This is a genomic window from Knoellia locipacati (genome assembly GCF_007992835.1).
GTDB lineage: Bacteria > Actinomycetota > Actinomycetes > Actinomycetales > Dermatophilaceae > Knoellia > Knoellia locipacati.
Genome location: NZ_BKBA01000011.1, coordinates 104,228 through 129,920, shown reverse-complemented (window position 1 = coordinate 129,920; position 25,693 = coordinate 104,228). Strand labels below are relative to the sequence as shown.

The 25,693-nt window shown below is 71.8% G+C and carries 26 protein-coding genes; 10 read left to right on the top strand and 16 right to left on the bottom strand.

Features of this window, described 5'->3' with window-relative positions:
- Positions 1-36: 36 nt before the first annotated feature.
- On the bottom strand, positions 37-909 hold the full coding sequence (locus KLO01_RS14555) for a leucine-rich repeat domain-containing protein (RefSeq protein ID WP_147066414.1): 873 nt from the start codon (positions 907-909) through the stop codon (positions 37-39).
- A gap of 154 nt (positions 910-1,063) precedes the next feature.
- Between KLO01_RS14555 and KLO01_RS17590 the strand changes: the two genes are divergently transcribed.
- Both KLO01_RS17590 and KLO01_RS14550 read left to right on the top strand, forming a co-directional pair.
- On the top strand, positions 1,064-1,570 hold the full coding sequence (locus KLO01_RS17590; protein ID WP_222611988.1) for a DUF5956 family protein: 507 nt from the start codon (positions 1,064-1,066) through the stop codon (positions 1,568-1,570).
- Positions 1,571-1,700: 130 nt separating this feature from the next.
- Positions 1,701-2,045, top strand: a complete 345-nt coding sequence (locus tag KLO01_RS14550) for a putative quinol monooxygenase (RefSeq protein WP_147066412.1) — start codon at positions 1,701-1,703, stop codon at positions 2,043-2,045.
- A gap of 58 nt (positions 2,046-2,103) precedes the next feature.
- Here KLO01_RS14550 and KLO01_RS14545 read toward each other — a convergent pair whose 3' ends face one another.
- From KLO01_RS14545 to hflX, 3 genes are read right to left on the bottom strand one after another with little or no spacing between them, the layout of a single operon-like run.
- Positions 2,104-3,165: a GNAT family N-acetyltransferase gene (locus KLO01_RS14545; RefSeq protein WP_147066410.1), complete on the bottom strand. Its 1,062-nt coding sequence runs from the start codon at positions 3,163-3,165 to the stop codon at positions 2,104-2,106.
- A 9-nt stretch (positions 3,166-3,174) separates the two neighbouring features.
- A complete protein-coding gene (locus tag KLO01_RS14540) occupies positions 3,175-3,774 on the bottom strand; it encodes a GNAT family N-acetyltransferase (protein WP_246136248.1) in 600 nt (199 codons plus the stop codon).
- Between the two features lie 3 nt (positions 3,775-3,777).
- Positions 3,778-5,259, bottom strand: coding sequence for a GTPase HflX (hflX, locus tag KLO01_RS14535; protein ID WP_147066408.1), 1,482 nt, complete (start codon positions 5,257-5,259; stop codon positions 3,778-3,780).
- A gap of 21 nt (positions 5,260-5,280) precedes the next feature.
- On the opposite strand from hflX, the gene KLO01_RS14530 reads away from it, so the two are divergent.
- A complete protein-coding gene (locus KLO01_RS14530) occupies positions 5,281-5,904 on the top strand; it encodes a class I SAM-dependent methyltransferase (protein WP_147066406.1) in 624 nt (207 codons plus the stop codon).
- A 31-nt stretch (positions 5,905-5,935) separates the two neighbouring features.
- Here KLO01_RS14530 and dapF read toward each other — a convergent pair whose 3' ends face one another.
- Genes dapF through def form a run of 3 tightly spaced genes read right to left on the bottom strand, consistent with a single transcriptional unit; the run spans position 5,936 to position 8,394 of the window.
- Positions 5,936-6,817: a diaminopimelate epimerase gene (dapF, locus tag KLO01_RS14525; protein ID WP_147066404.1), complete on the bottom strand. Its 882-nt coding sequence runs from the start codon at positions 6,815-6,817 to the stop codon at positions 5,936-5,938.
- Positions 6,810-7,751 (bottom strand): tRNA (adenosine(37)-N6)-dimethylallyltransferase MiaA, encoded by a 942-nt coding sequence (gene miaA / locus KLO01_RS14520; protein WP_147066402.1) that lies wholly within the window; start codon positions 7,749-7,751, stop codon positions 6,810-6,812. Before miaA ends, dapF begins: the two co-directional genes overlap by 8 nt.
- Positions 7,741-8,394, bottom strand: coding sequence for a peptide deformylase (gene def, locus KLO01_RS14515; RefSeq protein WP_147066400.1), 654 nt, complete (start codon positions 8,392-8,394; stop codon positions 7,741-7,743). Before def ends, miaA begins: the two co-directional genes overlap by 11 nt.
- A gap of 108 nt (positions 8,395-8,502) precedes the next feature.
- On the opposite strand from def, the gene KLO01_RS14510 reads away from it, so the two are divergent.
- Positions 8,503-8,736 (top strand): antitoxin, encoded by a 234-nt coding sequence (locus tag KLO01_RS14510; protein WP_147066398.1) that lies wholly within the window; start codon positions 8,503-8,505, stop codon positions 8,734-8,736.
- Between the two features lie 90 nt (positions 8,737-8,826).
- Here the strand turns inward: KLO01_RS14510 and miaB are convergent, their stop codons facing one another.
- Both miaB and KLO01_RS14500 read right to left on the bottom strand, forming a co-directional pair.
- Positions 8,827-10,344: a tRNA (N6-isopentenyl adenosine(37)-C2)-methylthiotransferase MiaB gene (gene miaB / locus KLO01_RS14505; RefSeq protein ID WP_147066396.1), complete on the bottom strand. Its 1,518-nt coding sequence runs from the start codon at positions 10,342-10,344 to the stop codon at positions 8,827-8,829.
- Between the two features lie 25 nt (positions 10,345-10,369).
- Complete coding sequence (locus KLO01_RS14500) at positions 10,370-11,323, bottom strand: homocysteine S-methyltransferase family protein (RefSeq protein ID WP_246136239.1); 954 nt, start codon at positions 11,321-11,323, stop codon at positions 10,370-10,372.
- Positions 11,324-11,600: 277 nt separating this feature from the next.
- Here KLO01_RS14500 and KLO01_RS14495 point away from each other — a divergent pair, with 277 nt between their 5' ends.
- Positions 11,601-12,233, top strand: coding sequence for a YceI family protein (locus KLO01_RS14495; protein WP_147066392.1), 633 nt, complete (start codon positions 11,601-11,603; stop codon positions 12,231-12,233).
- Positions 12,234-12,348: 115 nt separating this feature from the next.
- Here KLO01_RS14495 and KLO01_RS14490 read toward each other — a convergent pair whose 3' ends face one another.
- The 3 genes from KLO01_RS14490 to KLO01_RS14480 all read right to left on the bottom strand — a co-directional run bounded on the left by KLO01_RS14490 (position 12,349) and on the right by KLO01_RS14480 (position 14,698).
- Entirely contained in the window at positions 12,349-12,930 is a 582-nt protein-coding gene (locus tag KLO01_RS14490; protein WP_186828076.1) for a regulatory protein RecX, read from the bottom strand.
- A 16-nt stretch (positions 12,931-12,946) separates the two neighbouring features.
- Positions 12,947-14,002: a recombinase RecA gene (gene recA, locus KLO01_RS14485; protein WP_147066390.1), complete on the bottom strand. Its 1,056-nt coding sequence runs from the start codon at positions 14,000-14,002 to the stop codon at positions 12,947-12,949.
- A 237-nt stretch (positions 14,003-14,239) separates the two neighbouring features.
- Positions 14,240-14,698 (bottom strand): GNAT family N-acetyltransferase, encoded by a 459-nt coding sequence (locus KLO01_RS14480; RefSeq protein WP_147066388.1) that lies wholly within the window; start codon positions 14,696-14,698, stop codon positions 14,240-14,242.
- A gap of 35 nt (positions 14,699-14,733) precedes the next feature.
- Between KLO01_RS14480 and KLO01_RS14475 the strand changes: the two genes are divergently transcribed.
- On the top strand, positions 14,734-15,630 hold the full coding sequence (locus KLO01_RS14475) for a ribonuclease HI family protein (protein WP_147066386.1): 897 nt from the start codon (positions 14,734-14,736) through the stop codon (positions 15,628-15,630).
- Between the two features lie 49 nt (positions 15,631-15,679).
- Here KLO01_RS14475 and KLO01_RS14470 read toward each other — a convergent pair whose 3' ends face one another.
- Together KLO01_RS14470 and KLO01_RS14465 are read right to left on the bottom strand one after the other, a co-directional pair.
- Positions 15,680-16,687, bottom strand: a complete 1,008-nt coding sequence (locus KLO01_RS14470) for an NAD(P)H-dependent flavin oxidoreductase (protein WP_147066384.1) — start codon at positions 16,685-16,687, stop codon at positions 15,680-15,682.
- 3 nt (positions 16,688-16,690) lie between these two features.
- Complete coding sequence (locus KLO01_RS14465) at positions 16,691-16,915, bottom strand: DUF3046 domain-containing protein (RefSeq protein WP_147066382.1); 225 nt, start codon at positions 16,913-16,915, stop codon at positions 16,691-16,693.
- Positions 16,916-17,012: 97 nt separating this feature from the next.
- Here KLO01_RS14465 and KLO01_RS14460 point away from each other — a divergent pair, with 97 nt between their 5' ends.
- Genes KLO01_RS14460 through KLO01_RS14445 form a run of 4 tightly spaced genes read left to right on the top strand, consistent with a single transcriptional unit; the run spans position 17,013 to position 24,508 of the window.
- The gene (locus tag KLO01_RS14460) at positions 17,013-17,600 is read left to right on the top strand and encodes a winged helix-turn-helix domain-containing protein (protein ID WP_186828075.1); all 588 of its coding nucleotides are present in this window, start codon (positions 17,013-17,015) and stop codon (positions 17,598-17,600) included.
- A 38-nt stretch (positions 17,601-17,638) separates the two neighbouring features.
- A complete protein-coding gene (locus tag KLO01_RS14455) occupies positions 17,639-18,850 on the top strand; it encodes an MFS transporter (RefSeq protein ID WP_147066378.1) in 1,212 nt (403 codons plus the stop codon).
- Between the two features lie 15 nt (positions 18,851-18,865).
- Positions 18,866-23,635, top strand: a complete 4,770-nt coding sequence (locus tag KLO01_RS14450) for an ATP-dependent helicase (protein WP_147066376.1) — start codon at positions 18,866-18,868, stop codon at positions 23,633-23,635.
- A 6-nt stretch (positions 23,636-23,641) separates the two neighbouring features.
- A complete protein-coding gene (locus KLO01_RS14445) occupies positions 23,642-24,508 on the top strand; it encodes an Fpg/Nei family DNA glycosylase (RefSeq protein WP_147066374.1) in 867 nt (288 codons plus the stop codon).
- A gap of 235 nt (positions 24,509-24,743) precedes the next feature.
- Here the strand turns inward: KLO01_RS14445 and KLO01_RS14440 are convergent, their stop codons facing one another.
- Positions 24,744-25,310, bottom strand: a complete 567-nt coding sequence (locus KLO01_RS14440) for a GrpB family protein (RefSeq protein WP_246136238.1) — start codon at positions 25,308-25,310, stop codon at positions 24,744-24,746.
- 11 nt (positions 25,311-25,321) lie between these two features.
- A complete protein-coding gene (locus tag KLO01_RS14435) occupies positions 25,322-25,624 on the bottom strand; it encodes a helix-turn-helix domain-containing protein (protein ID WP_147066370.1) in 303 nt (100 codons plus the stop codon).
- Positions 25,625-25,693 lie beyond the last annotated feature (69 nt).

Genomic DNA, 25,693 nt, shown 5'->3' with positions numbered 1-25,693 from the left:
TGGGGGCGTTGCACTGCCGTCGAGGAGGAGGTGTTGCTATTCGCTCAGACCAAGTCGCATGCGTACGCCGTCGACCGTCGGGCGGTAGTGGCGGCGGTTCATCATGCGTAGGTCACGCATGTGAGTCATGGACAGAAGAGGCGTTAGATCTCCATCGGCGATGGTGGTCGAGCCGTACAGGTAGAGCCGCTCGAGGCGTGCCAGCCCGCCAATCGGGAGGAGGCTGTCGAGACTGCCGCTCTCGCTCACGTCAAGCTCTCGCAGGCCTATGAGTGCGCTGAGGTCCGTTAGTGAGGCTAAGCGAGGGCACGAGGCAAGGTCGAGTCGGCTGAGGACGGGTGAACTTAGGCGGCGCAGGGCTGAGATGTCTTCTAGAGGTGCGCCATAGATTCCGAGACGGGCTAGCCACGGCATGGCCTCGACGCCGTCCAGCGAGCGCACACGTGGTCTTTGCTTCATCCCAAGCGTTCGCAATGAGGTCAGATGCTTGAGGGGTAAGAGGTCCGCTTCGGCGTAGGGGCTGAGGAAAAGCTCCTCGAGATGTTCAGCCCGGTCGATCGAACTCGATACTTGCGCCCACGCGCAGGACAGGACCTTCAAACCAGGGAGCAGTGCGAGATCGATGTGGGAGCCGGGTGCTGACTGAACGCGTAACTCTTCAAGGCTGCCGCCGAGGTCGTGAATGGGCGTCAGATCGGAGATCCCGCGATCCAAGATGTTGAGTCGGCGGAGGGGCAGATCGCGGACGAAGTTGATATCTCTTCCGGAGAAGCCGCGAGCGTAGTTGGCGATCAGCCCGTCTGCACCGCTTCCCATGAAGGCATCTCGCAAGACGGGGGACCATTCGGCTCGGACGTCGAAGTCGACTCGACCGGCGACGTCCTCAGTGACCACATATCCCGAACTCACGTGTGCATCATCCATGACTTGTGCGGCGCTGGGCCGCAAGCGACATCCGCTGTGAGCAGCCCGAACATCCGCTTCTGCCGCATTCCGGTGCAACGAAGCGTCAGCATCCTTCCCATGGGCCTGTCGCAACCTCTGCGCGTGGAAAGATCTCGCCATGGTGGAACCTGACTGGGGCGTGGACGATCCTGAGGGGTCCTTCGGGTCGAGCGGCCTGCCGTGGGAGCCTGTCTATTCGGATTCGGTTGAGGACGTTCTGGAGGTCCAAGCCGCACGTTCCTCGGGCTTCCGGCCGGCGCATGAGGCGCCGTTGTGGTGCTTCATCCCAGCGATCTGGCCCGCGCGGGAGCGAAGTTGGGTCCGCGATGTTCGGGTCAGACACATGACGAGGGCCTGGAGCGACGGGCGCACCGAGCGTCTGCCGTGGACCACGGCTGAGTACGCCGAGCTGGAAGCCGACATCAACGCTCTACTGCACGATGTGGGTCTCCCTCCGCGCCCTGCTGGCCGAATCTGGCTGCTTCGTCCACCGCCAACGTACGCGACCGCTCAAGAAGCCTTGGACGAGGTTTGGGCTGACTGGTTGGCGTCGGGCGGAGTAGGCACAGTGACCCCTGAGCTCGTGGCACACACAGATACTCGTCTGAGGCGCCTCTTCAGCTAAGGACTGCTCATGCCGCGGATCGCGCGGGTGCTCGTAGCGCTGATCTCTGCTCCCGGCTTGGCGGTCTCCCTCTTCAGCATGTTCGCAGTGCCACGGCGTGGGAGAGTCAGCTTTTACCGAGGAGGTGCGCATGTCCCAGTTCGGCTTGGTGGTCCGGTTCGCGCTCAGGCCCGGCCGGGCCGAGGCCTTCGACGCACTGATGCGCGACACCGTGGCGGGTATCGCCGACAACGAGCCCCGCACGTTGGCCTACGCGGTGCACACGCTCGACGGCGAGCCCGACGTCCGCATCTTCTACGAGCTCTACAGCAGCGAAGACGCCCTCGCCGAGCACGAGTCGCAGCCCACGACCCGATACTTCCTCGACCGTGTCGAGGACTACGTCACGAGCATCGACGTCCAGCGGCTGTGCCTGGTGACCGCAACCGGCATCGCCAACCTGACGGACGACGCCGAGCGGCCGCCACCCAGCTGATCCTGACTCGATTCCGACCCCTTGCACCCCATCGCGACGAAAAGCGACGGAGGCGCCCTCAGCCGCGCAGGTCGGGGATGAGGGTGCGGTCGTCGAGCCGGCGGGTCAGCGTGATGTCGTCGCGCTCCTCACCGGGCGCGACGCGGATGGCACCGAGCACACGCCCCGCCTCCACGTAGCCGCACGAGCCGTAGAACCTCGACAGCCCGCTGCCGCTGCGCACCCCCAGGCTGAGGATCTCGACTCCGGCTTCGCGGGCGACGCGGTGGGTGGCGGCCATGAGGAGCCGGCCGAGGTTCTGGCCGCGCCGGTCGGGATCGGTCATGACCCGGTAGACGGTGCGGGTGTGGTCGAGCAGCGGGTTCGACCCCCGCTCGAGGAAGGACGTCCCGAGGACCCGGGCGTCGACGGCGGAGCGGAGCAGGACGGCGACGGTCGAGCCTGCCGCCATCGAGTCCTCGTGCGCCCGCAGCGCCGCGTCGACAGAGTCGCGGGGTGCGCCGGGGAGGAAGCCGACCGAGCCGCCGGCGTCATTGGTACGCACCCAGAGGTCGAGGACCTGCTCGCGGGCGGCGGCGTCGAACGTCGTCACCGCCTCGACCCGGGGCGACTCGAACACGGTCGACGGCGGCTCGTCCGGCAGGTCGTCGTGCAGCACCCTGGTGCCGACCCGCTCGAAGCCGGTGCCGAGAGCGGTCCGCACCGACGGGATGTTGACCTCCTTGACGAGCGCGCGCACCGGGAGGGCGGGCAGGAACTCGAGCGCGTGTGCGGCCGAGGCGCGCGACATCTCGCGCCCCAGACCGTGCCCGAGCCCCACGAAGACGAGCCGGTAGTAGAGGTTGAGGAAGGCACCCTCGACGTCCTTGAGCCCGCACACGCCGACGACCTCGCGGGTGACCTTGTCCAGCGCCAGCCAGAGACCGAAGCCGTGCTCGTCCCAGTGCGCCAGCGTCCGCTCGAGGAAGGCCGCCGCGTCGTCGTCGGTCTGCGACATCGCGTGCGGGGCGTGCCAGTAGGTCCGGGGGTCGCGGTGCAGCTGCACCCAGGCGTCGCGGTCCGCCTCGGTCGGTGGCCGGAGGATCAGGCGGGTGGTCTCGACGACGTTCGGGGACGGCATACGGACACCTTATTGCGAACCTTTCGCAAGACTGAGGGCGGCCTCCACGTCGCGACGCAGCAGCCCGTAGACCCACGAGTCGGAGACGACCCCGTCGACGATGCAGTCCTCGCGCAGCGTCCCCTCCCGCACGAAGCCGAGCTTCTCGAGGACCCTCCCGCACGGGACATTGCGGGTGTCGGCCTCGGCCTGCACCCGGTTGAGGTCCCACGTCGCGAAGCCCCACTCCAGCAGCGCCTTCGCAGCCTCGGTCGCGTGCCCGTGACCCCAGCTCGCCTCGGTGTAGGCGAAGCCCAGGGAGGCGCTGCGGAAGTCGGGGTTCCACCCCGTCAGGCTGAGCCACCCGAGGAACTCCCCGTCCTGGAGCCGCTCGACGACGAGGCGGACACCGCTGCCCGACCGGGCCAGCGCGTCACTGCGTTCGACGAACCGTGACGCCGACGCGCGGTCGGTCCACGGCGGCTCGTCCCAGTAGCGCAGGACGTGGGCGTCACTCAGCAGGTCGAAGAGCGCGTCGGCGTCACCCGCGACGACGGGACGCAGGCGCAGCCGACGGGTGAGCAGCGTCGGGGCGCGCAGGGACATCTTTTCCACCCCGACGTCGGCCATCACTCAGGAACGGTATGCCGTGAGCTCGGCGGCGAGGTCGGCGTTGACCCGCGCGGTGACGCGCGTGCCCTCGCCGACGTGCTCGCTCGCGAGGATCTCGCCCTCGTCGTGGATCCGGCTCACGAGGTCGCCACGGCCGTAGGGCAGGAGCACCTCGATGTCGATGTCGGGGCTCGGGAGCTCGTCGGCGATGAGCGCCCGGAGCTCGTCGAGACCGGCACCGGTGCGCGCCGAGACGGCCACCGCGTGCTTCTCGTGGCGCAGCAGCCGGTCGACGACCTCAGGGTCGGCAATGTCGGCCTTGTTGACGACGATGATCTCCTTGACGTCGGTCGCGTCGACGTCGGCGAGCACCGAGCGCACGGCCGAGATCTGGCCCTCGGGGTCGGGGTGGGCGCCGTCGACGACGTGGAGCAGGAGGTCGGAGTCGGCCACCTCCTCGAGGGTCGAGCGGAACGCCTCGACGAGCTGGTGGGGCAGCTGGCGGACGAACCCGACGGTGTCGGCGAAGGTGAACTCGCGCCCGTCCGGGGTCTCGCTGCGCCGCACCGTGGGGTCGAGCGTGGCGAAGAGCTGGTTCTGCACGAGGACGCCGGCACCGGTGAGCCGGTTGAGGATCGAGGACTTGCCGGCGTTGGTGTAGCCCGCGATCGCGACGCTCGGGATGCCGTTGGCGCGACGGCTGCCACGCTTGGTGTCGCGGTGCGTCTTCATCCCCGCGATGTCGCGCTTGAGCTTGGCGACACGGGTGTTGATCCGTCGGCGGTCGAGCTCGATCTTGGTCTCACCCGGACCGCGCGAGCCCATGCCCTGGCCGCCGGCCGCCTGGCCACCGGCCTGGCGCGACATCGACTCACCCCAGCCGCGCAGGCGCGGCAGGAGGTACTGGAGCTGGGCCAGCTCGACCTGCGCCTTGCCCTCACGGCTCTTGGCGTGCTGGGCGAAGATGTCGAGGATGAGGGCGGTGCGGTCGATGACCTTGACCTTGACGACGTCCTCGAGCGCACGCCGCTGGGAGGGTGCGAGCTCGGTGTCGCAGATGACGGTGTCGGCGCCCTCGCTCACGACGATGTCGCGCAGCTCCTGCGCCTTGCCCTTGCCGAGGTAGGTCGCGGTGTCGGGCTTCTGGCGGCGCTGGATGAGGCCCTCGAGGACCTCGGCGCCAGCGGTCTCGGCGAGCGCGGCGAGCTCGCGCAGCGAGTTCTCGGCGTCGACGAGGGTCCCCTCGGACCACACGCTCGCGAGGACGACCCGCTCGAGACGGAGCTGGCGGTACTCGACCTCGGTGACGTCCTCGAGCTCGGTGGAGAGACCGGCGACACGGCGCAGCGCAGCGCGCTCCTCGCGTTCGAGCTGGTCACCGTCGTAGAGGGCGGAGGGCTTCGCCTCGTCGCCGTCGGCCTCGGTCAGGAAGCCGTCGTCGTCGAAGGCGTCGTCGGAGAGGGCCTCGGCCTGGCCGGAAAGGTAGTCGTGTCGTGCAGTCATGTTCCGTCTAGGGTCTCACCTATGACCGACTCGGGGCGAACGGATTCGCGCGAGCACTACTTCACCGCCAACCCGGCCACCCCGGACGAGCGCCGCCCACTCGACGTCACCCTGGCCGGCCGGCGCGTGACCGTCGAGGTCGCCCCGGGCATCTTCAGCCCCGGAGGACTCGACAAGGGCACGGCGGTCCTCTTCGAGGAGGTCCCCGCTCCCCCACCCTCGGGACGGTTCCTCGACCTCGGCTGCGGATGGGGCCCGATCGCGCTCACGCTCGGGATGCTGTCGACCCACGCCGACGTCGTCGCGGTCGACGTCAACGAGCGCAGCGTGGACCTCACCAACCGCAACGCCGAGGCCCTGGGTCTGAGCCACGTCCGCGCGGTGACGCCGGAGGCGGTCGCGGACGGGACGGCATACGACCTCATCTGGTCCAACCCCCCGATCCGCATCGGCAAGGCCGCGCTGCACGATCTGCTCCGGCTCTGGCTGCCTCGGCTGGCACCGGGCGGAAGGGCCTACCTCGTCGTGCAGAAGAACCTCGGCTCCGACAGCCTCCAGCGGTGGATCGAGGCAGAGCTGCGTATGCCGTGTGCCCGGCTCGCGTCGAGCAAGGGCTTCCGCGTCCTCGAGGTCCGTCCCGCCTGACGCCGGCGGGCGTGGGCCGTGCGCCGTCGGGTCAGAGGCTCGACAGGTCGATCATGCCGTCGGCCACGAGCGCGGCCGGCCCGGCGAGCTCGACCTCGTGGTGCGGCAGGGCACGGACGCGCAGTCGACCACCCGGGACGTCGACGGTCCAGTCCTGGGTCGGCTCGGCCTCACCGGCCCAGAAGCTCGTCGCCAGCGCGGCGGCGCAGACACCCGTGCCGCACGACCGCGTCTCGCCCACGCCGCGCTCGTGCACGCGCATCGCGATGTGGGCCGGCCCGACGATCCGGACGAACTCGACGTTGGTGCCGTGCGGCGGCACTGGTCGGACCTCGGGGACGTGCAGGAGGTCGAGCCCGTCGAGGTCGACGCCCTCGGGCAGCGCGACGACGGTGTGGGGGTTGCCCATGTCGACCGAGAGCGCCGACCACGGGTCGCCGTGCCCGACGACGTGGACGAGGGCGTCGAAGCCGTCGGCCCGCGCCCTCTCCTCCTCGGGCAGGTGCCACCGGCCCATGTTGGTCGCGACGACGTCGCCCTCGAACCGGATGCCCTTGATGCCCGCGCGCGTCGCGATCTCGAACTCGTCTGCCGTCTCGAGACCCTCGCGACGCAGGTAGGCCGCGAAGACCCGGGTGCCGTTGCCGCACATCTCGGCGACCGAGCCGTCGGCGTTGCGGTAGTCCATGAACCACGGCGCCCGGTCGGCCATCGCACGCACGGACTCGTCGATGGCCGCGGCGGTGGGCACGACGCGGATGACCCCGTCGCCACCCACCCCGGCGTGCCGGTCGGCAAGACGTCGCGTGAGGTCGGCGTCGAGGTCGAGGCGCGCGTCGACGTCGGGCACGACGACGAAGTCGTTCTCGGTGCCGTGCCCCTTGGTGAACCGCAGCTCTGACATGTCAGCCATTGTCCGCGATGGCGTTCTCGACATGGGTGAGCGCCTCGTCGAGGGCACCCTCGGCCGTGGGGTCGACCCACCACGTGCGCGGGTCCGGGCGGAACCAGGACTCCTGCCGGCGCGCGTAGCGACGGGTCAGCTGCGCCGTCTCGGCCTGCGCCTCGGCAGCGCCCATCGTGCCGTCGATCTCGGCCAGCGCCTGCGCGTAGCCGAGCGCGCGCGAGGCCGTCCGCCCCTCCCGTATGCCGTGGGGCACGAGTGCGCGGACCTCGTCCACGAGACCGTCGCGCCACATCTGCTCGACGCGGCGGTCGATGCGCTCGTCGAGGACGTCGCGCGGCGGGCGCAGCCCCACGGTGACCGTCGGGTGCAGGTGGCGCCGCTCGGGCATGGAGGCACTGAACGGCCGTCCGGTGATCTCGACGACCTCGAGGGCACGGATGACACGACGGACGTTGCGGGGCTCGATCGCCTGTGCCGCAACGGGATCGCGCTCGGTGAGGACGGCATACATGGCGTCACCACCACGCTCCTGCGCGGCCGCCTCGAGGCGCGCGCGCACGTCGGGGTCCGTGGGCGGGATGTCGAGGTGGTCGAGTGCGGCCCGGACATAGAGACCGGACCCGCCCGCGACGACGGGGTGCAGACCGCGGGCACGGATGTCGTCGATGCAGGCGCGGGCGTCGACCTGGTAGCGGGCGATCGTCGCCTCGTCGGTGACGTCGAGGACGTCGATGAGGTGGTGCGGCACTCCCCTGCGCTCGGCGACCGGGAGCTTCGCGGTGCCGATGTCCATGCCGCGGTAGAGCTGCATGGCGTCGGCGCTGACGACCTCGCCACCGACCCTCTCCGCGACCCGCAGGGCGAGCTCGGACTTGCCGCTCGCAGTGGGCCCGACGACCGCGACGACGAGCGGGCTCCCGCCCGGGGCGTCAGCGGGCAAGCTCGTCCTCGGACCGGGTGTGGTCCTCGGCGTGCCCGCCCTCTGCCTCGAACTCGTCCTCGTCGACGTCGTCGTGGCCGAACGGGTCGCGGTCCTGGCCCGGCATCCACGTGAGGCCCGGCTTGCCCCACTCGTGGGACTTCACGGCCTTCTTGGCCTTGCGGGCCCACTTGCCCTGGAGGCGGTCGACGTAGAGGAAGCCGTTGAGGTGGTCGTACTCGTGCTGGAACATGCGGGCGAACCACCCGGTCGCGGTGTAGGAGATCTCGTTGCCGTCGAGGTCCAGACCGGTGAGCGTCGCGCTCTCGCCACGCCGCAGCGGGAAGGACTCACCCGGCACCGACAGGCAACCCTCGGACTCCTCGTGCGGGTCGGGGTCACCCACGGCCGGCTTGCTCGCGGAGACGAACGGGTTGATGACGACGCCCCGCGCCGGGATGCCATCGTGGTTGTCCATCTGCCACGTGAAGATCCGCAGCCCCACCCCGACCTGCGGCGCCGCGAGACCGACACCGCGGGCGGCGTCCATCGTCTCGTACATGTCGGCCACGAGCTCGCGGATGCCGTCGTCGATGACCTCGACCGGCTCGGCACGTCGGTGGAGCACCGGCTCGCCGGTGATGGTGATGGGGCGGATCGTCATGCTCCGATTCTCTCAGATCACCGGAGATGGCCCGCGCCTCCGGGTCCACGGGACGCGACGGGTGCGGCACAGTGGAACCGTCCGTGTCCGACGAGGTGAGGAGCGACCATGAGCATGTTCGACAAGGCGAAGGACTTCATCGCCGATCACAGCGACAAGGTCGGTGAGCTGGCGGAGGAGCACGCCGACAAGGTCGAGGAGTACAGCGACCAGGGTCTCGACCGGGCGGGCGACTTCGCCGAGAGCAGGGGCGTCGACGCCGACCGGGTGGAGCAGGGACGCGACGCCCTCGACGACAGGATCGGCGAGCGGGGCGACGCGACGCCGCCTCCCCCGGCCTGACCCGCAGCGCAACGGCCCCACCACGTGAGCGTGGTGGGGCCTTCGCGTGTCAGGAGCGGTCGGCGGTGCCCCCTGGATCCGGTATCCCGGTCAGATGTCGCAGGCGGGGGCGCTCACCGGCGCGGCTGCGGGCTTGCCGATCGAGGGCATCCCGAGGCTCACCGAGGGCTTGCCGGGGACGGGCGCGTCCTGGAGCGACTCCCACGCGTCACCACCGGAGGTGCGACGCACGGCATACGTCCCGCCGTGCAGAGCACCGTCGGCGACGAGGTGGTGCGGCGCGCCATAGGTGACGTCGACGCTCACCACGTCGCCCGGGCGCGGCCGGTCCCCATCCTCGGGGACCGAGAAGTGCACGAGGCGGTTGTCCTTGGCGCGACCGCTCATCCGGGAGGTCTCGGTGTCCTTGCGGCCCTCGAACGGCGCGACGAGCACCTCGACGGTGCGGCCCTCGATCGCGCGGTTCTCGGCCCACGACAGCTCGTCCTGGAGGGCGACGAGACGCTCGAAGCGCTCCTGGACGACGGCCTTGGGGACCTGGTCCTCCATCGTCGCGGCCGGGGTCCCGGGGCGGATGGAGTACTGGAAGGTGAAGGCGCTGGAGAAGCGCGACTGCTCGACGACGCGCAGCGTCTCGGCGAAGTCCTCCTCGGTCTCGCCGGGGAAGCCCACGATGATGTCGGTGGTGATCGCGGCGTCGGGGATCTGCTCGCGGACGCGGTCGATGATGCCGAGGAACTTCGCGCTCCGGTAGGACCGCCGCATGTCCTTGAGGACCTTGTCGGAGCCGGACTGGAGCGGCATGTGCAGGCTGGGCATGACGTTGGGCGTCTCCGCCATCGCGGTGATGACGTCGTCGGTGAACGCAGCCGGGTGGGGGCTGGTGAAGCGCACGCGCTCGAGGCCCTCGATCTCGCCACAGGCCCGCAGCAGCTTGCCGAACGCGAGGCGGTCGCCGAACTCGACGCCGTAGGTGTTGACGTTCTGGCCAAGCAGGGTGATCTCGACGACGCCCTGGTCGACGAGCGCCTGGATCTCGGCGAGGATCTCGCCCGGCCGGCGGTCGGTCTCCTTGCCGCGCAGGCTCGGCACGATGCAGAACGTGCAGGTGTTGTTGCAGCCGACCGAGATCGAGACCCACGCGGCGTACGCGGAGTCACGTCGGGTCGGGAGGGTCGACGGGAAGGTCTCGAGCGACTCGAGGATCTCGACCTCGGCGCGCTTGTTGTGGCGGGCCCGGTCGAGCAGAGCGGGGAGGCTGCCGATGTTGTGGGTGCCGAAGACGACGTCGACCCACGGCGCGCGCTGGACGATGCTGGCGCGGTCCTTCTGGGCCATGCAGCCGCCGACGGCGATCTGCATGTCGGGGTTGGCCGTCTTGGCGGGACGCAGCTGCCCGAGGTTGCCGTAGAGCTTGTTGTCGGCGTTCTCGCGCACGGCGCACGTGTTGAACACGACGACGTCGGCGGTGGCCGGTCGCTCCTGAGCGGGCACGCTGGCGAGGTCGACGTAGCCCGCCGTCTCGAGGAGCCCCGCGAGGCGCTCCGAGTCGTGGACGTTCATCTGGCAGCCGTGCGTGCGCACGTCGTACGTCTTGAGGTCATTCATGGCACCGTCAAGGGTACGTGCTCGATCAGGCGTCCACGCCCCACAGGGCGGCGACGTGGCGGACGTCGGTGCCGCAGCAGCCGCCGACGACGTCGAGGTTCGGCAGACGCGCCGCGAGGGAGTCGTGCTCGCGCACGAGGTCGTCGATGTCGCCGGCGTCGAGCACCTCGGCGGCGTCGAGCTCGGCGTGCGACTGTCGCGAGGCGTTGACCCGCAGGCCCGTGACGCGCGACGCCCAGGTGTCGTCGTCGGCGAGGGCCATGGCGACATGGCTGGGGTGCGCGCAGTTGACGAGCAGCTCGTCGGGCGCCGCCTGCCCCCAGAGGTTGTCCACCGCCTCGGCCAGCGTGGTGCCGTCGGGCAGGCGCCCGTCGGTCTCGACCGTGAAGGACACGGCGACGTCGAGCCGGTGGCCCCGCGCCGCCCGGACCACCCCGACCGCCTCCGAGACGGTCGTGAGCGTGTATGCCGCGACCCTGCCGGCCCCGCTCTCGGCGAACGCCGCCACCTGGTGCGAGTGGTAGGCCGCGAACTCGTCCGACGGCGCCGGCTCCCCCGCCACGTAGCCGTCGCCGCGCGGGCCGATCGTCCCGCTCACCCGGAAGCTGCCGTAGTCGTGCCGACCGGCGGGGAGCGCACCGGAGGCGAGGAGCGACTCACCCAGGGCGGCGAGGAAGACGACGCTCTCGAGGGCGACCCGGTGCACGTCGGTCGCCGGGCCGCCGACGGTCGCGACCCAGTCCGGGCTCGCGCGCCACGTCGGGGTCTCGAGCAGCAGGCTCGCGCCCGCTTGGTTCGCCACGGCGGCGTACCCGGCGTAGTAGTCGGTGAGCAGCGCCCGCCCCTCGAGGCTGTCGAGCAGCGGGTACGCCGCGAAGTGGGGCAAGACGACCCCGTGGTTGAAGATCACGTCCGTCTCGAGACCCCCGTCGGTGACCCACCGAGGACCGGCTCCGGGCTCCCACGTGGCAGGAGTCACCGCATCGCCATCGTTCATCGGCCCTGGGGTCTCCCGTCCGTCCACACCGCCGCTGCGCCGTCGGGGTCAAGAGTGCCCGCGGTGCACACCGGCCACCAGACCCCGGTGACGTCAGCGGCAGTGGTGCTCCGGGGTGGCGGAGTCCCCCTCCGTGATGGCTCGCATGGGCAGACCCAAGGGCCCGTCGAACCGGGATCGACCAATACTTGACAAGACAACCAATGTGCGACATGCTCTTGGTTGAAGGTACAACTACTCCACACCGAAGGAACTCCTCATGGGCCTGTTCAACCGCTCCACCAAGACCTCCACCCCCGCCGCCCAGGCGGCCCCCGTCGCCACCGAGCCGGCCAGCAGCTTCGTCTCCGACATCACCGGCGACTACGTCCTCGACCCGAGCCACTCGCGTCTCGGCTTCTCGGCCCGCCACGCGATGGTCACCAAGGTCCGCGGCAGCTTCGAGGAGTTCGAGGGCACCGCCCACGTCGACACCGCCAACCCGGCCGCCTCCAAGGTCGACGTCACGATCTCGGCCGCCTCGGTCACCACCGGCAACGAGCAGCGCGACGGTCACCTCAAGACCCCCGACTTCTTCGACATCGAGAACTACCCGACGATCACCTTCACGTCGACCTCCGTCGCGCGTCAGGTCGCCGACTGGGCCATCACCGGCGACCTCACCATCAACGGTGTCACCAAGCCCGTCACCATCGACTTCGAGGAGACCGGCTCGGCCAAGGACCCCTACGGCAACACCCGCATCGGCTTCGAGGGTGCGACGACGATCGACCGTGGCGACTGGGGCCTCAGCTTCAACGCCGCCCTCGAGACCGGTGGCGTCCTCGTGAGCGAGAAGGTCAAGCTCGAGTTCGACATCTCCGCGATCGCCCAGGTCCCGGCTGTCGCCTGACCATTCCCGGACACCCGAGGGGCGAGGACCACGCGGTCCTCGCCCTTCGTCATGCCCTCGCCCACCATGGGCGGCGCCGCTCCGGCGACACCGGCCCCTCGCTCGTCGGGACGGTTCAGTCGCGGCGGTGCTCGTCGGCCTCGGCGATCGCCTCGCGGATGAGCCGCATCGACACCTCGGACGGGTATCCCTTGCGCGCGAGCAGCCCCGCGAGCCGGCGGGTCTGGACCGTGGCGTCGAGACCGTGGAGCCGGCGCATCCTCTTGGCGACGAGCTCGCGGGCCCGCTCCTCCTCGTCGGCCGGGTCGACCTCGTCGAGCACGGATTCGGCGACCTCGTCGCTCACGCCCTTCTGGCGCAGCGTCTGCGCCAGGGCGCGTCGGGCGAGTCCACGGCCGGCCTGCTGCGACCGGACGAGCATCCCGGCATAGGCCTCGTCGTCGACGAGGCCGACCTCCTCCATGCGGTCGAGGACGGTCGCGGCGACGTCGGGATCGCACCCCTTGCGGGCCAGCGCCTGCTCGAGCTGCGCGCGCGACTTGGGGGCGTTGGTCAGCTGACGCAGGACGATCTGGCGCGCGACGTCATGGGCGTCGGGCTCGACGCCCTCGACGGCGGCGTCGGGCGGCGGCGGGCTGGACGGAGGACGCACCTCCACCCACGAGGGCGGAGGTGCGTCCGAGTCGGCAAACGGCATCGAGGTCGCCGCCTGCTCAGAAGTCGACCGGGACCTCGGGCACGACCTCGAGAGGCTTGTCGGCCTGCGGACCGATGTTGAGCTTCTGCTTGATCTTGCGCTCGATCTCGTCGGCGAGGTCCGGGTTGTCCTTGAGGAAGTTGCGGGCGTTCTCCTTGCCCTGACCGAGCTGGTCGCCTTCGTACGTGTACCAGGCACCGGCCTTGCGGACGAAGCCCTGCTCGACACCCATGTCGATGAGGCCGCCCTCGCGGGAGATGCCCTGGCCGTAGAGGATGTCGAACTCGGCCTGCTTGAACGGCGGGGAGACCTTGTTCTTGACGACCTTGACGCGGGTGCGGTTGCCGACCGGGTCGGTGCCGTCCTTGAGCGTCTCGATGCGGCGCACGTCGAGGCGGACCGAGGCGTAGAACTTCAGTGCCTTGCCACCGGTGGTGGTCTCGGGCGAGCCGAACATGACGCCGATCTTCTCGCGGAGCTGGTTGATGAAGATCGCGGTCGTCCCGGTGTTGTTGAGGGCACCGGTGATCTTGCGGAGCGCCTGGCTCATGAGGCGGGCCTGGAGGCCGACGTGGCTGTCACCCATCTCGCCCTCGATCTCGGCGCGCGGCACGAGGGCGGCGACGGAGTCGATGACGATGATGTCGAGCGCACCGGAGCGGATGAGCATGTCGGCGATCTCGAGCGCCTGCTCACCGGTGTCGGGCTGGGACACGAGGAGGTTGTCGGTGTCGACGCCGAGCTTGGCGGCGTACTCCGGGTCGAGGGCGTGCTCCGCGTCGATGAACGCGGCGATGCCACCGGCCCGCTGCGCACTGGCGACGGCGTGCAGGGCGACCGTCGTCTTGCCCGAGCTCTCGGGGCCGTAGATCTCGACGACACGACCGCGGGGCAGGCCTCCGATGCCGAGCGCGATGTCGAGGGCGATCGACCCCGTGGGGATGACCTCGATGGGGGGACGCACGTCGTCGCCCAGACGCATGATCGCGCCCTTGCCGTGCTGCTTCTCGATCTGCCCGAGGACCAGCCCCAGGGACTTCGTGCGGTCGTTGGTGACGGCTGCTGCAGCCATGTCGCACCTGCTCTTCCTGTGTCGTTCGATGTGCGCGCCCGCCGGCGACCCGTGTCCGCGGTCGGTCTCGTCGCGATCTCGGGTCAGACGCTAGGTCGCCGCACCGACAGCCGTCTGCAGCTGCCGTGGAGGCTGTGGACAGGTGCTGCGGGTCCGGCGACCTGTGGACAACAGTAGACGAACACGTGTTCGACGCCGGGACCGCAAGGGCGACACGCCGCGTGTCGCCGCGACGACTCAGCGGGCAGCGCCCTCGCGTCGCATCGGGACGTGCGGGATGCCGTCCTCGTCCTCGAAGACCGGACCGGACTCGACGAAGCCGAACCCGGCATACCAGTCCCGCAGGTAGACCTGGGCGTCGAGGACGACCGGCCCGCTCCCCCACCGTTCCAGCACCCCACGCATGAGGCGACCGGCGAGCCCACGGCCTCGGTGGGCGGCATCCGTGGCGACCCGACCGACGCGCCACACGGCCCCGTCGTCGAGGACGCGCAGCGTCGCGACGGGAGCGCCGTCGCCGTCGGCGCACCACAGGTGCCACGTCCCCGGCTCGGTGTCGCGGCCGTCGAGGTCGAGGTAGAGCGCCTTCTGCTCGATGACGAACACCCGCGAGCGCAGGGCCCACAACCGGTATGCGACAAGGGGATCGAGATCGGCGAAGCGCTGGGCGCGAAGGTCGTCGTCCGGCTGGTCCACGGAGCCACTCTAGGGAACTGGCAGACTCCTGCGCCGTGACGATCATTGCGGCAGCGGACGGCTCGGCCCTCGGCAACCCCGGACCCGCTGGGTGGGCCTGGTACGTCGACGCGGACCACTGGGCGGCCGGCGGCTGGCCCCACGGCACCAACAACCAGGGCGAGCTCACCGCGGTCCTCGACCTCCTCCAGCAGACGGCGGGCACCGACGACGACCTCGTCGTCTACTGCGACAGCAAGTACGTCATCAACTCCGTGACCCAGTGGATGCCCGGCTGGAAGCGCAAGGGGTGGAGGAAGGGTGACGGCAAGCCGGTCCTCAACGTCGAGATCATGAAGGCGCTCGATGCCGCGATGACCGGCCGACGCGTCCGCTTCGAGTGGGTCAAGGGCCACTCCGGACACGCGCTCAACGAGGAGGCGGACCGGCTCGCGAACGGTGCGGCCACGGCATACCAGAAGGGCGGTGCACCCGACCCGGGTCCCGGGTGGGAGGGCCGCGGCAGCGACGCCCCCGGCCTGCCCGCACCAGCGGCCCCGGTCACGACGTCACCCGAGCCCGACCTCTTCTCGGAGCTCGCCGAGGACTCCCCCGCCTCGGACGCCGAGACGGTCATCGCCCTCGAGCGCTCGCTGCTCACCGACGAGGTGCGCAGCGACCCCGCCGCCGTCGCCGCCCTGCTCCACCCGCAGTGGTCCGAGGTGGGCCGGTCCGGTCGGCTGTGGTCGCGCGAGGAGATGCTCGACGAGATCGGCCCGCTCCCCGAGGAGGTCGGGCTCGACGTCATCGCGTGCATCCCGGCCACCCAGGACGCCCTGCTGCTCACCTGGCGCTCGGTGACCGACACCGGCTCGACCCTGCGCTCCTCGCTGTGGGTGCGCGACAAGGGCCACTGGCAGCAGCTGTTCCACCAGGGCACCGCCGAGGCCTGAACCCCTCCGCGAGCAGCACCCGGCCAGCGGCGAGCCGGTCGGCCTCGGCTCAGGTGCGCGACAGCAGGTCGGTGACGATGTCGGCGGCCGGCGCCGAGCGGGCGCTGCGGTGGCCGGTGCCGGCCCAGAGGTGCACGAGGTCGGGCTGACCGGTTGCCCTGCCGTGACGCCGCAACGGCGCCGTGAGGTGGTGCACCTGGGGGTACGCCGCGGGGGCGACCTCGCTGAACACCTCGGTCCACGACGTCACGAGGGCCCGGGCGCTGCGGCCGGTGAAGGCGCGGGTCACGACGGTCTCGGTGCGGTGGGTGAGCTCGTGACGGTGCACCTCGGCGGTGCCGGCCTCGTCGGCCCGGAGGAACGACGTGCCGACAGCGACGGCGTGGGCGCCGGCCTCGAGCAGCGAGGCGACGTGCGCGCCGTCGCCCACACCGCCGGCGGCGATGACCGGCAGCGAGGTGAGCCGCCGGATGCCCTGCAGCAGCGCGCGGGTCGGCGCCTGGGGGTGTCCGGTGTCGACGGGTCCGCCGCGGTGCCCGCCGGCCTCCCACCCCTGGGCCACGACGGCGTCGACGCCGAGCTCGTCGGCCCACGCGGTCTCGCTCGCGTCGTTGAGGGTGGCCCAGACCTCGATGCCGGCGGCCCGGAGCCGGTCCACGACGTCGGCGGGCGGCCACGCGAAGGCGAAGGACACGACGGCCGGCCGCTCGGCGAGAACCACCTCGATCTTGGCGTCGAACGAGTCGTCGTCGTGGATGGCCTCACCGAGGGAGACACCCGCCTTGTCGGCGAGGGGCTGCAGGCGGGCGGCGTACTCGAGGACGCGCGAGGCGCTGCCCGGCTCGTAGGGCGAGGGCGCGAAGAGGTTGACACCGAACGCTGCTCCCCCGACGGCCGAGCGCAGCAGGACGATGTCGTCGCGGAGCCGGTCGGGCGCGAGGTAGGCGCCGGCGAGGAAGCCGAAGCCCCCGGCAGCGGTGACGGCGGCGGCGAGCTCGACCGTGCTCGGCCCTCCGGCCATGGGCGCGAGGACGAGCCGCCGGTCGAGGAGGGTCACGGGTCAGCCGTGCCGAGCGGGGTCGTCCCGGCCGAGCCGGCGCTCCTGCGGGACGTCCATGTCGTCGCACAGCGCGAGCCACACGAGGCGCGGGTGCATGCCGTCCTCGAGGGCCTGGGCGACGCTGCGTCCGCCGAGGACTCCGAGGACGTGGTCACGCGCCAGGGTGGGTGCGTAGGACTCACCGAACTCGTCGTTCATCAGCGTCCAGAAGTGGCTGATCCGCATGGCCGCGAGTGTGTCACACCCCCCGGTCGGGCCCTGCCGCGCCGGACTCGCGGGCTCTATACTGCGTTTCCAGAACTTCCTTTGTAAGGTCATCGTCATGTCGCGTGCACTGGAGCCGGACCCGAGGCGGGATCTCGTCCTCGACGCGACGACCCTCAAAGCCCTGACGCACCCCCTGCGTCCCCGGATCCTCAGCGCGCTGCGGCTGCACGGACCGGCCACCGCGTCGCGTCTCGCGGAGCACCTCGGGGTCAACACGGGGGCCACGAGCTACCACGTGCGCCAGCTCGCCGAGGCAGGGTTCGTCGTCGAGGCGACCGAGATGGGCAACGCCCGCGACCGGTGGTGGCGGGCCGCCCACGCGCGGACCTACTTCGACACCCACGACGCCGACACCGAGACCTCCGCTGCCTACCTGTCGGCCGTCGCCGCGGGCTACGCCGACAACGCCCAGCGGGCAATCGCCGAGATCGCCACCCTGCCCAGCGAGTGGGAGGACGCCGGGACGTTCAGCAACTTCACCCTGCGGCTCACCCCCGACGAGGCGGCCTCCCTCATCTCCGAGCTCACCACGCTCATCCGCGGCTACCGCCCCCACCAGGGCACGACCGACGCACCCGAGGACGCCCGCCCGGTGTCCGTCAACCTCGAGGTCTTCCTCGCCCCCGGGATGCCCACGGAGTGAGCGCTTCCGCGCGCCCCTCGCGGCGCAGTCTCCACGGCATGCTCTTCGCGTCGGGCGTGTCGATCGCGGGCACCCGAGTCGCGACCATCGCGCTGCCCTGGCTCGTCTACAGCGAGACGCGGTCCGCGGCCTTCGCCGGTCTCGTCCTCACCGCCGAGATGACGCCCTACGTCGCGTCCAAGGCGCTGGGCGGACCCCTCGTCGACCGCTACGGCCCACGCCGGATCAGCGTCGTCGGCGACCTCGTCAGCGGCGCGTTCCTCGTCCTCATCCCGATCCTGTATGCCGCGGGGCAGCTCTCGCTCCCCGACCGCCTCCCGCTGCTGCTGGCCCTCGTGGCCCTCGCCGGCGCGGTGCGCGGCCCGGGTGACGGCGCGCGCAACGCGATGATCCCCGGGGTGGCCGAGACCGTCGGCATGCCCGTCGAGCGGATCACCGGCATCGACAGCACCATCGACCGCGCGAGCGGGCTCGTCGGCGCCGGCGTGGGCGGTCTGCTCGTCTCGGCCTTCGGCGCCGCCCAGGCGGTGACCGTCACGGCGGCGGCCTCGTTCCTCAGCGCCGTCGTCGTGGCCGCGGTGGTCCCCCACCTCACGTCGACCCACCCCGACGACCCCGGCTCCTACCTCGGTCAGCTGCGGGCGGGCGTGGACTACCTGCGCGGCGACCGGCTGCTGCGCAGCATCCTGGCGATGATCGCGGTGACCAACCTCCTCGAGGCCGCCTACATCGGCGTCATGCTGCCCAAGTGGGCCTACGACAACGGCTACGACGCCGGGCTGGTCGGCCTCGTCGGCGTGCTCTACGGCGGGGCGGCCGTCGCCTCGAGCGTCGTCGCGACGTCGATGGCCGGCCGGTTCAGCCGGCGCACGGCGTTCCTCGTGGGCTTCACGCTCGCCGGTGCTCCCCGCTACCTCGCCCTCGCGTTCGGCGCGCCGCTCTGGGTCATCCTCGCGGCCAACGTCGTCGCCGGGCTCGGGGCCGGGTTCATCAACCCCACGATCAACGCCCTCTTCTTCGAGCGGGTCCCCCGCCACCTCGTCGGGCGGGTCGGCTCGCTCGCCGACGCCCTCGCCTGGGCCGGGCTGCCGGTCGGCGGTGTCGTCGGCGGCCTCGCGGTGACCGCGCTGGGAGCCGCGCCGGCGCTGGGAGTGGCGGGCACGGCATACCTCGTCTCGACCGTCGTCCCGGGGCTCAGACCGGAGTGGCGAGAGATGGACCGAGCCCGGACCGGTGTCAGACCCGAGTGAGAGGCTGGTCCTCTCATGACCTCTGACGTCCTCGAGCGGTTCTCCCCGGCCACGGCCACGTGGTTCCGGGACTCCTTCAGCGCGCCCACGGCGGCCCAGGCCGGTGCCTGGGAGGCGATCAGCTCGGGCCACCACGCGCTCGTCGTCGCACCGACCGGCTCGGGCAAGACGCTCTCGGCCTTCCTCTGGGCGCTCGACCGCCTCGGCACCGAGCCCGTGCCCGAGGAGCGGCTCAAGCGGTGCCGGGTCCTCTACGTCTCACCCATGAAGGCCCTCGCCGTCGACGTCGAGCGCAACCTGCGCAGCCCGCTCGTCGGCATCGGGCACGCCGCCACCCGCCTCGGCCAGGCCCAGCCCGACATCACGGTGTCGGTGCGCAGCGGCGACACACCGGCCAACGAGCGCCGGGCGTTCGCCCGCACCCCGAGCGACATCCTCATCACGACCCCCGAGTCGCTCTTCCTCATCCTCACCTCGCAGGCGCGCGAGGCGCTGCGTGGCGTCGAGACGGTGATCCTCGACGAGGTGCACGCGGTCGCCGGCACCAAGCGCGGCGCCCACCTGGCCCTGTCGCTCGAGCGCCTCGACGCCTTGCTCGACACCCCGGCCCAGCGCATCGGGCTGTCGGCCACGGTCGAGCCCGTCGACGAGGTGGCGCGCTACCTCGCCGGCGGCCGGCCCGTCGACATCGTCCGCCCACCCTCGACCAAGGAGTGGGACCTCGACGTCGTCGTCCCCATCGCCGACATGTCCTCGCTCGGCGAGGTGGTCGAGGACGACCTCAGCGGGCCGGCGTCCGGCGCAGAGCGGCGCGCGTCAATCTGGCCGCACGTCGAGGAACGCATCGTCGACCTCGTCGCCTCGCACCGGTCCACGCTCGTCTTCGCCAACTCACGCCGCCTCGCCGAGCGGCTCACCTCGCGGCTCAACGAGATCTGGGACGAGCGCCTCACGGCGGCGGCCGAGGCGGCCGAGGCAGCGCGGGCCGAGACCGGCGACGACGGTGAGCCGGTCGCGGACGGGGGCGCGGGTCCCACGCTCAGCGTGGGCCGGCACACCTCGTCGGTCCGGACCCCCGCGCAGATGATGGCGCAGGCCGGCACGTCGTCCGGTGCGCCACCGGTGCTCGCGCGGGCGCACCACGGCTCGGTGAGCAAGGAGCACCGCCAGGTCATCGAGGAGGACCTCAAGGCCGGTCGGCTCCCCGCCGTGGTCGCCACCTCGAGCCTCGAGCTCGGCATCGACATGGGCGCCGTCGACCTCGTCGTCCAGGTCGAGTCACCGCCGTCGGTGGCGAGCGGGCTGCAGCGGGTCGGGCGCGCGGGGCACCAGGTGGGGGCCGTCTCGCGCGGCGTCCTCTTCCCCAAGTTCCGCGGCGACCTCGTCCAAACCGCGGTCGTCGTCGAGCGCATGCGTGTGGGCGCGATCGAGTCGCTGCACGTCCCGGCCAACCCGGTCGACGTCCTCGCCCAGCAGGTCGTCGCCATGACCGCCCTCGACGACTGGACCGTCGACGAGGTCGAGCAGGTCGTGCGCCGGGCCGCGCCGTTCGCCTCGCTCCCCCGGTCGATCCTCGAGTCGGTGCTCGACATGCTGTCGGGCCGCTATCCCAGCGACGAGTTCGCCGAGCTGCGCCCGCGCATCGTCTGGGACCGCGTCACCGGCGTGCTCTCGGGTCGCCCCGGCGCCCAGCGCCTCGCGGTCACCTCCGGTGGCACGATCCCGGACCGAGGCCTGTATGCCGTCTTCCTCGCCACCGGTGAGGGCACCGGTCGCCGGGTCGGCGAGCTCGACGAGGAGATGGTCTACGAGTCGCGGGTCGGTGACGTCTTCACCCTCGGCACCTCGACGTGGCGGATCGAGGACATCACCCACGACCGCGTCCTCGTGACCCCGGCGCCGGGCCAGCCCGGCAAGCTCCCGTTCTGGAAGGGCGACCAACTCGGGCGGCCCGCCGAGCTCGGCAAGGCGGTCGGCGCGTTCGTGCGCGAGGTCGCCGCGTCGACCCCCGCGCAGGCCCGCGCCCGCGTCTCCGCGGCCGGGCTCGACGAGTGGGCCACCGACAACCTCGTCGCCTACCTCGAGGAGCAGCGCGCCGCGACCGGCCACGTCCCCGACGACCGCACCATCGTCGTCGAGCGGTTCCGCGACGAGATCGGCGACTGGCGGGTCGCCGTCCACAGCCCGTTCGGCGGCCAGGTGCACGCCCCGTGGGCCCTCTGCGTGTCCGCGCGGATGCGCGAGCGCTTCGGTGTCGACGTCCAGGCCATGCACGGCGACGACGGCATCGTCTTCCGCCTGCCCGACCTCGAGCTCGACGGTGAGGGGTCGAGCGGGCGCGGCGCCGCCGCCGAGCTGCTCGACCTCGTGCGTCTCGAGCCCGACGACGTCCACGACCTCGTCACCGGCGAGATCGGCGGGTCCGCCCTCTTCGCCGCACGCTTCCGTGAGTGCGCCTCCCGCGCCCTGCTGCTCCCGCGGCGCCGTCCCGACCGGCGCCAGCCGCTGTGGCAGCAACGGCAGCGCGCGGCCCAGCTGCTCCAGGTCGCCAGCCAGTACGCCTCCTTCCCCATCGTCCTCGAGACCGTCCGCGAGTGCGTGCAGGACGTCTTCGACGTGCCCGGGCTCACCGCGCTCATGACGTCGATCGCGTCCCGTGAGGTCACGCTCGTCGACGTCGAGTCAGCCCAGCCCTCACCCTTCGCCCGGTCGCTGATGTTCGGCTACGTCGCCCAGTTCCTCTACGAGGGCGACTCCCCGCTCGCCGAGAAGCGCGCCGCCGCGCTCTCGCTCGACCCGACGCTGCTCGCCGAGCTCCTCGGCCGCGGCGAGGGTCTCTCGCTGCGCGACCTCCTCGACCCCGAGGCCGTCGCCCGCACCGAGTCCGAGCTCCAGCGGCTCGCCGAGGAGCGGCGCTGCCGCGACGGTGAGGACGTCGCCGACCTGCTCCGCACCCTCGGGCCGCTCTCGCTCCCCGAGATCGAGCGACGCACCCGCGAGGGCGCGAGCGTGCGCGACATCGGCACGTGGCTCGTCGACCTCGAGGGCGCGCGCCGCGTGATCCGGGTGCGCATCGCCGGCGAGGAGCGCTGGGCCGCCATCGAGGACGCCTCCCGCCTGCGCGACGCCCTCGGCGTCTCGCTGCCGGTCGGGGTGCCGCAGACCTTCCTCGACCCCGTGCCCGACCCGCTGGGTGACCTCGTCGCCCGCTACGCCCGCACCCACGCCCCCTTCCCCGTGTCGGCCGTCGCGCAGTGGTGGGGCGTCGGCCCCGCCGTGGCGCTCGACGCACTGCGTCGCCTCGTCTCGTCCGGCCGCGTCGTCGAGGGTGAGCTGCTGCCGACCGAGAGCGGCGGCGGCGTCCACGGCCTCGACTACTGCGACGCCGAGGTGCTGCGCACGCTGCGGCGCCGCTCGCTCGCCGCCCTGCGCGCCGAGGTCGAGCCGGTGGCCGCCGTCGAGCTCGCGCGCTTCCTGCCGCAGTGGCAGTCCGTCGGTGGCGGCCTGCGCGGACGTGAGGGTCTCATCCGCGCGGTCGAGCAGCTGGCCGGCGCCGTGCTACCCGCGAGCGCCCTCGAGACGCTCGTGCTGCCGGCGCGCGTCGCCGGCTACTCCCCCGCGATGCTCGACGAGCTCATGAGCGTCGGCGAGGTCGTGTGGCGCGGCCACGGCTCGCTGCCCGGAGACGACGGCTGGGTGTCGCTGCACCTCGCCGACACCGCGCACCTCACGATGAGCGCCCCCGACGACACCGAGCTCGGCGACCGCGCCCAGTCGATCCTCGACGTGCTCGCCCGAGGCGGTGCGTACTTCTTCCGTGGTCTCGCCGACGCGGTCGAGGGCTCCGACAGCGAAGTCCTCGACGACCTCTGGTCCCTTGTCTGGTCCGGTCACGTCTCCGGTGACACCTTCGCTCCCGTGCGGGCCCTGCTCGCCGGTGGCCGCACCGCGCACAAGCGCGCCACGTCCGGACCACGGTCGACGAGGTATGCCGGTCGCGCCGGCTCGCTCGGCACCCTCGGCGGCCGTCGCGGCTCGCGTCCGGTCCCGGTGGCCCGCTCCGCGCCCGGGGCCGCGGCAGGTCGGTGGGCGCTGCTGCCCGAGGTCGAGGCCGACACGACCGTGCGGACTCTGGCGACCGCCGAGATCCTCCAGGACCGCTACGGCGTCCTCACCCGGGGCAGCGTGGTCGCCGAGGACGTCCCCGGGGGCTTCGCAGCGGTCTACCGCGTGCTCGCCGCGGCCGAGGAGTCCGGCCGGGTGCGCCGCGGCTACTTCGTCGAGTCGCTCGGTGCCGCCCAGTTCGCGACCACCGGCGCGATCGACCGGCTCCGAGCCGGGGCACGCGTGCTGGGCTCGACGCCCGACGCGGGCGCGCAGCACGCACTCGTCCTCGCAGCGACTGACCCCGCCAACGCCTACGGCGCCGCCCTGCCCTGGCCGGACCGTCCCGTGAGCCCGTCCGCCGACGAGGGAGAGTCCACGGCCCGCAAGGGTCATCAGCCCGGGCGCAAGGCGGGTGCCCTCGTCGTGCTCGTCGACGGCGACCTCGTCCTCTACGTCGAGCGAGGCGGCAAGACCCTGCTCTCGTGGACCGACGACCCGATGAGCCTGCAGGCCTCCGCCGATGCCCTCGCCCTCGCCGTGCGCGAGGGCGCCCTCGGCCGGCTCACCGTCGAGAAGGCCGACGGTGGCGCCCTGCTCGGCTCTGGTCACCCGCTCGTCGACGCGCTCGCCCAGGCCGGCTTCCACGCGACGCCACGCGGCCTGCGGCTGCGACGGTGACCTGCCGTGCCTGAGGGCGACACCGTCTGGCGCTCGGCCGACCGCCTCCACCGTGCCCTCGCCGGTGAGGTCATCACGCTGAGCGACTTCCGCTTCCCCGAGATCGCCACCCTCGACCTCCGTGGCAGCCGCACCACCGAGGTCGTGAGCCGCGGCAAGCACCTGCTGCACCGCGTCGACTCGGGCCTGACGATCCACTCGCACCTCAAGATGGAGGGGCAGTGGCGCGTCGAGCGCCCCGAGGACACGCCCCGGTGGCTGCGCCGGGCCGACCTGCGCGCCGCCGTCGGCACCGACACCTGGTCGGCGCTCGGGCTGCGTCTCGGGCTGCTCGAGGTGGTCCCGACCCAGCACGAGGACCAGGTCGTGGGGCACCTCGGCCCCGACGTCCTCGGTCCCGACTGGGACCCCGACGAGGCCGCCACCCGGCTCCTGGCCTCGAGCACGGAGGTCGGCGCCGCCCTGCTCGACCAGCGGGTGCTCGCCGGGGTCGGCACACTCTGGGCCTCGGAGTCGCTCTTCCTCGAGCGCATCGGACCGTGGACGGCCGTGGCCGAGCTCGGTCGAGAGCGGGTCGACCCGCTCATCGCACGCATCTCCCGCCTGCTCGACGTCTCACGGCACCACGCCGTCCAGTCGAGCACCGGCGTCCGCCGCAAGGGCGAGGAGCACTACGTCCACGCCCGCTCGGGTCGTCCCTGCCGCCGGTGCGGCGACACCATCCGCGTCTCGATGATCGGCCCTCCCGGCCGCGAGCGGACGATGTTCTACTGCCCCACGTGCCAGGGCGGCCTCGCCCCGACCGACGACGGGCGCCGTCAGCGTCCGCTCGGCTCCTCAGGTGGTCGCTCGACGCCCTACCGGCGCGCCTGAGCGACCCGGGGTCCAGCCGGCGCCGACCCCGGTCGAGGGAGTCCACCGGCGTCCCCGTCGGTGCGCCGAGCGCCAACGGCGTCCCCGTCGCTGCGTCAGGCACCACCGGCGCACAGCATGACGACCGGCGCTCCCATCGCTGCGCCGGTCACGACGTTCTGCGCCGATCACCACGTTCTGCTCCGGGCCGGAGACCCTACGGAGTGCGCCGGTCACGCCACCGGCACACGACCACCTAGCTGCGCGCCCGGGCCACCCGTTCGAGGATCTCCTCGATGACCCCCGACTTCGCGTCGGCGTAGTCCTGGACGTGGCGCCACCTCCGCGCCGCGAGCCGTCGCTTCTCGGCGGCATAGAGCTCGCGGTCGTCGTCGTGCGTGCGCAGCCAGTCACGCAGGCCGAGCAGCCGGTCGACCTCCTCGCGCCCGGTGTCGGGCGCGAGGACGTGCACGTTGATGTCGTGATCACTGCCGCGCTCCAGCCGCCGGTAGAGCACGCGGTGCTCGAGCCAGTCGGGCTCGCGGATCTGCAGCCAGTAGCCGAGCTCGACGAGGTCCGGGACGTAGGCGTCCTCGTCCGCGGGGTCGCCCACCTGCAGCAGGATGTCGATGACGGGCTTGGCCGGCAGCCCCGGCACCGAGGTGGAGCCGACATGGTCGACCGCCAGCGCCACGTCACCGAGCACGGCCCGGATCCGGGCGGCGTCGGCCTCGAAGAGCGATGGCCACTGCGGGTCGGGGTCGTGCAGCACGACGGGCACCGACCATGGTGCGGGACGTCCCTCGACGTACTCGGCGGGCACCACGCGGCTGCTCAGGCAGCGGAGGCGGAGACGTCCTCGGAGCGTCCGGCCACCGGCAGCGAGACGGGAGCGCTGAGCGACTCCATGTGGGCGGCCCGGCGGCTGACGTCGTCGAGCACGACGGAAAGCGGCACGTCGAGCGCGAGACAGATCGCGGAGAGCAGCTCGGAGGAGGCTTCCTTGACGCCACGCTCGACCTCGCTGAGGTATCCCAGAGACACCGCGGCGGTCGCGGCCACGTCGCGCAGGGTGCGGCCCTGGAGCTGCCGCCGCTCGCGCAGTGCTTCACCGAGCTCGTGTCGCAGCAGGATCATGATCGGGCCTCCCTTCGTCGTGACCGGTGGTCGTCTGCCTCCACGCTACATCGGGAGGGTGTCCTTCCG

Excerpts from the sequence above, each read along its gene's own strand:
- KLO01_RS14460 (WP_186828075.1), top strand. The coding sequence starts at position 17,013 with ATGTCGCGTGCACTGGAGCCGGACCCGAGGCGGGATCTCGTCCTCGAC.
- KLO01_RS14465 (WP_147066382.1), bottom strand. The coding sequence starts at position 16,915 with ATGCGGATCAGCCACTTCTGGACGCTGATGAACGACGAGTTCGGTGAG.
- KLO01_RS14455 (WP_147066378.1), top strand. The coding sequence starts at position 17,639 with ATGCTCTTCGCGTCGGGCGTGTCGATCGCGGGCACCCGAGTCGCGACC.
- recA (WP_147066390.1), bottom strand. The coding sequence starts at position 14,002 with ATGGCTGCAGCAGCCGTCACCAACGACCGCACGAAGTCCCTGGGGCTG.
- KLO01_RS14545 (WP_147066410.1), bottom strand. The coding sequence starts at position 3,165 with ATGCCGTCCCCGAACGTCGTCGAGACCACCCGCCTGATCCTCCGGCCA.
- KLO01_RS14450 (WP_147066376.1), top strand. The coding sequence starts at position 18,866 with ATGACCTCTGACGTCCTCGAGCGGTTCTCCCCGGCCACGGCCACGTGG.
- KLO01_RS17590 (WP_222611988.1), top strand. The coding sequence starts at position 1,064 with ATGGTGGAACCTGACTGGGGCGTGGACGATCCTGAGGGGTCCTTCGGG.
- hflX (WP_147066408.1), bottom strand. The coding sequence starts at position 5,259 with ATGACTGCACGACACGACTACCTTTCCGGCCAGGCCGAGGCCCTCTCC.
- KLO01_RS14490 (WP_186828076.1), bottom strand. The coding sequence starts at position 12,930 with ATGCCGTTTGCCGACTCGGACGCACCTCCGCCCTCGTGGGTGGAGGTG.
- KLO01_RS14435 (WP_147066370.1), bottom strand. The coding sequence starts at position 25,624 with ATGATCCTGCTGCGACACGAGCTCGGTGAAGCACTGCGCGAGCGGCGG.
- KLO01_RS14510 (WP_147066398.1), top strand. The coding sequence starts at position 8,503 with ATGAGCATGTTCGACAAGGCGAAGGACTTCATCGCCGATCACAGCGAC.
- KLO01_RS14540 (WP_246136248.1), bottom strand. The coding sequence starts at position 3,774 with ATGGCCGACGTCGGGGTGGAAAAGATGTCCCTGCGCGCCCCGACGCTG.
- KLO01_RS14530 (WP_147066406.1), top strand. The coding sequence starts at position 5,281 with ATGACCGACTCGGGGCGAACGGATTCGCGCGAGCACTACTTCACCGCC.
- KLO01_RS14550 (WP_147066412.1), top strand. The coding sequence starts at position 1,701 with ATGTCCCAGTTCGGCTTGGTGGTCCGGTTCGCGCTCAGGCCCGGCCGG.
- miaB (WP_147066396.1), bottom strand. The coding sequence starts at position 10,344 with ATGAATGACCTCAAGACGTACGACGTGCGCACGCACGGCTGCCAGATG.
- def (WP_147066400.1), bottom strand. The coding sequence starts at position 8,394 with ATGACGATCCGCCCCATCACCATCACCGGCGAGCCGGTGCTCCACCGA.
- dapF (WP_147066404.1), bottom strand. The coding sequence starts at position 6,817 with ATGGCTGACATGTCAGAGCTGCGGTTCACCAAGGGGCACGGCACCGAG.
- KLO01_RS14495 (WP_147066392.1), top strand. The coding sequence starts at position 11,601 with ATGGGCCTGTTCAACCGCTCCACCAAGACCTCCACCCCCGCCGCCCAG.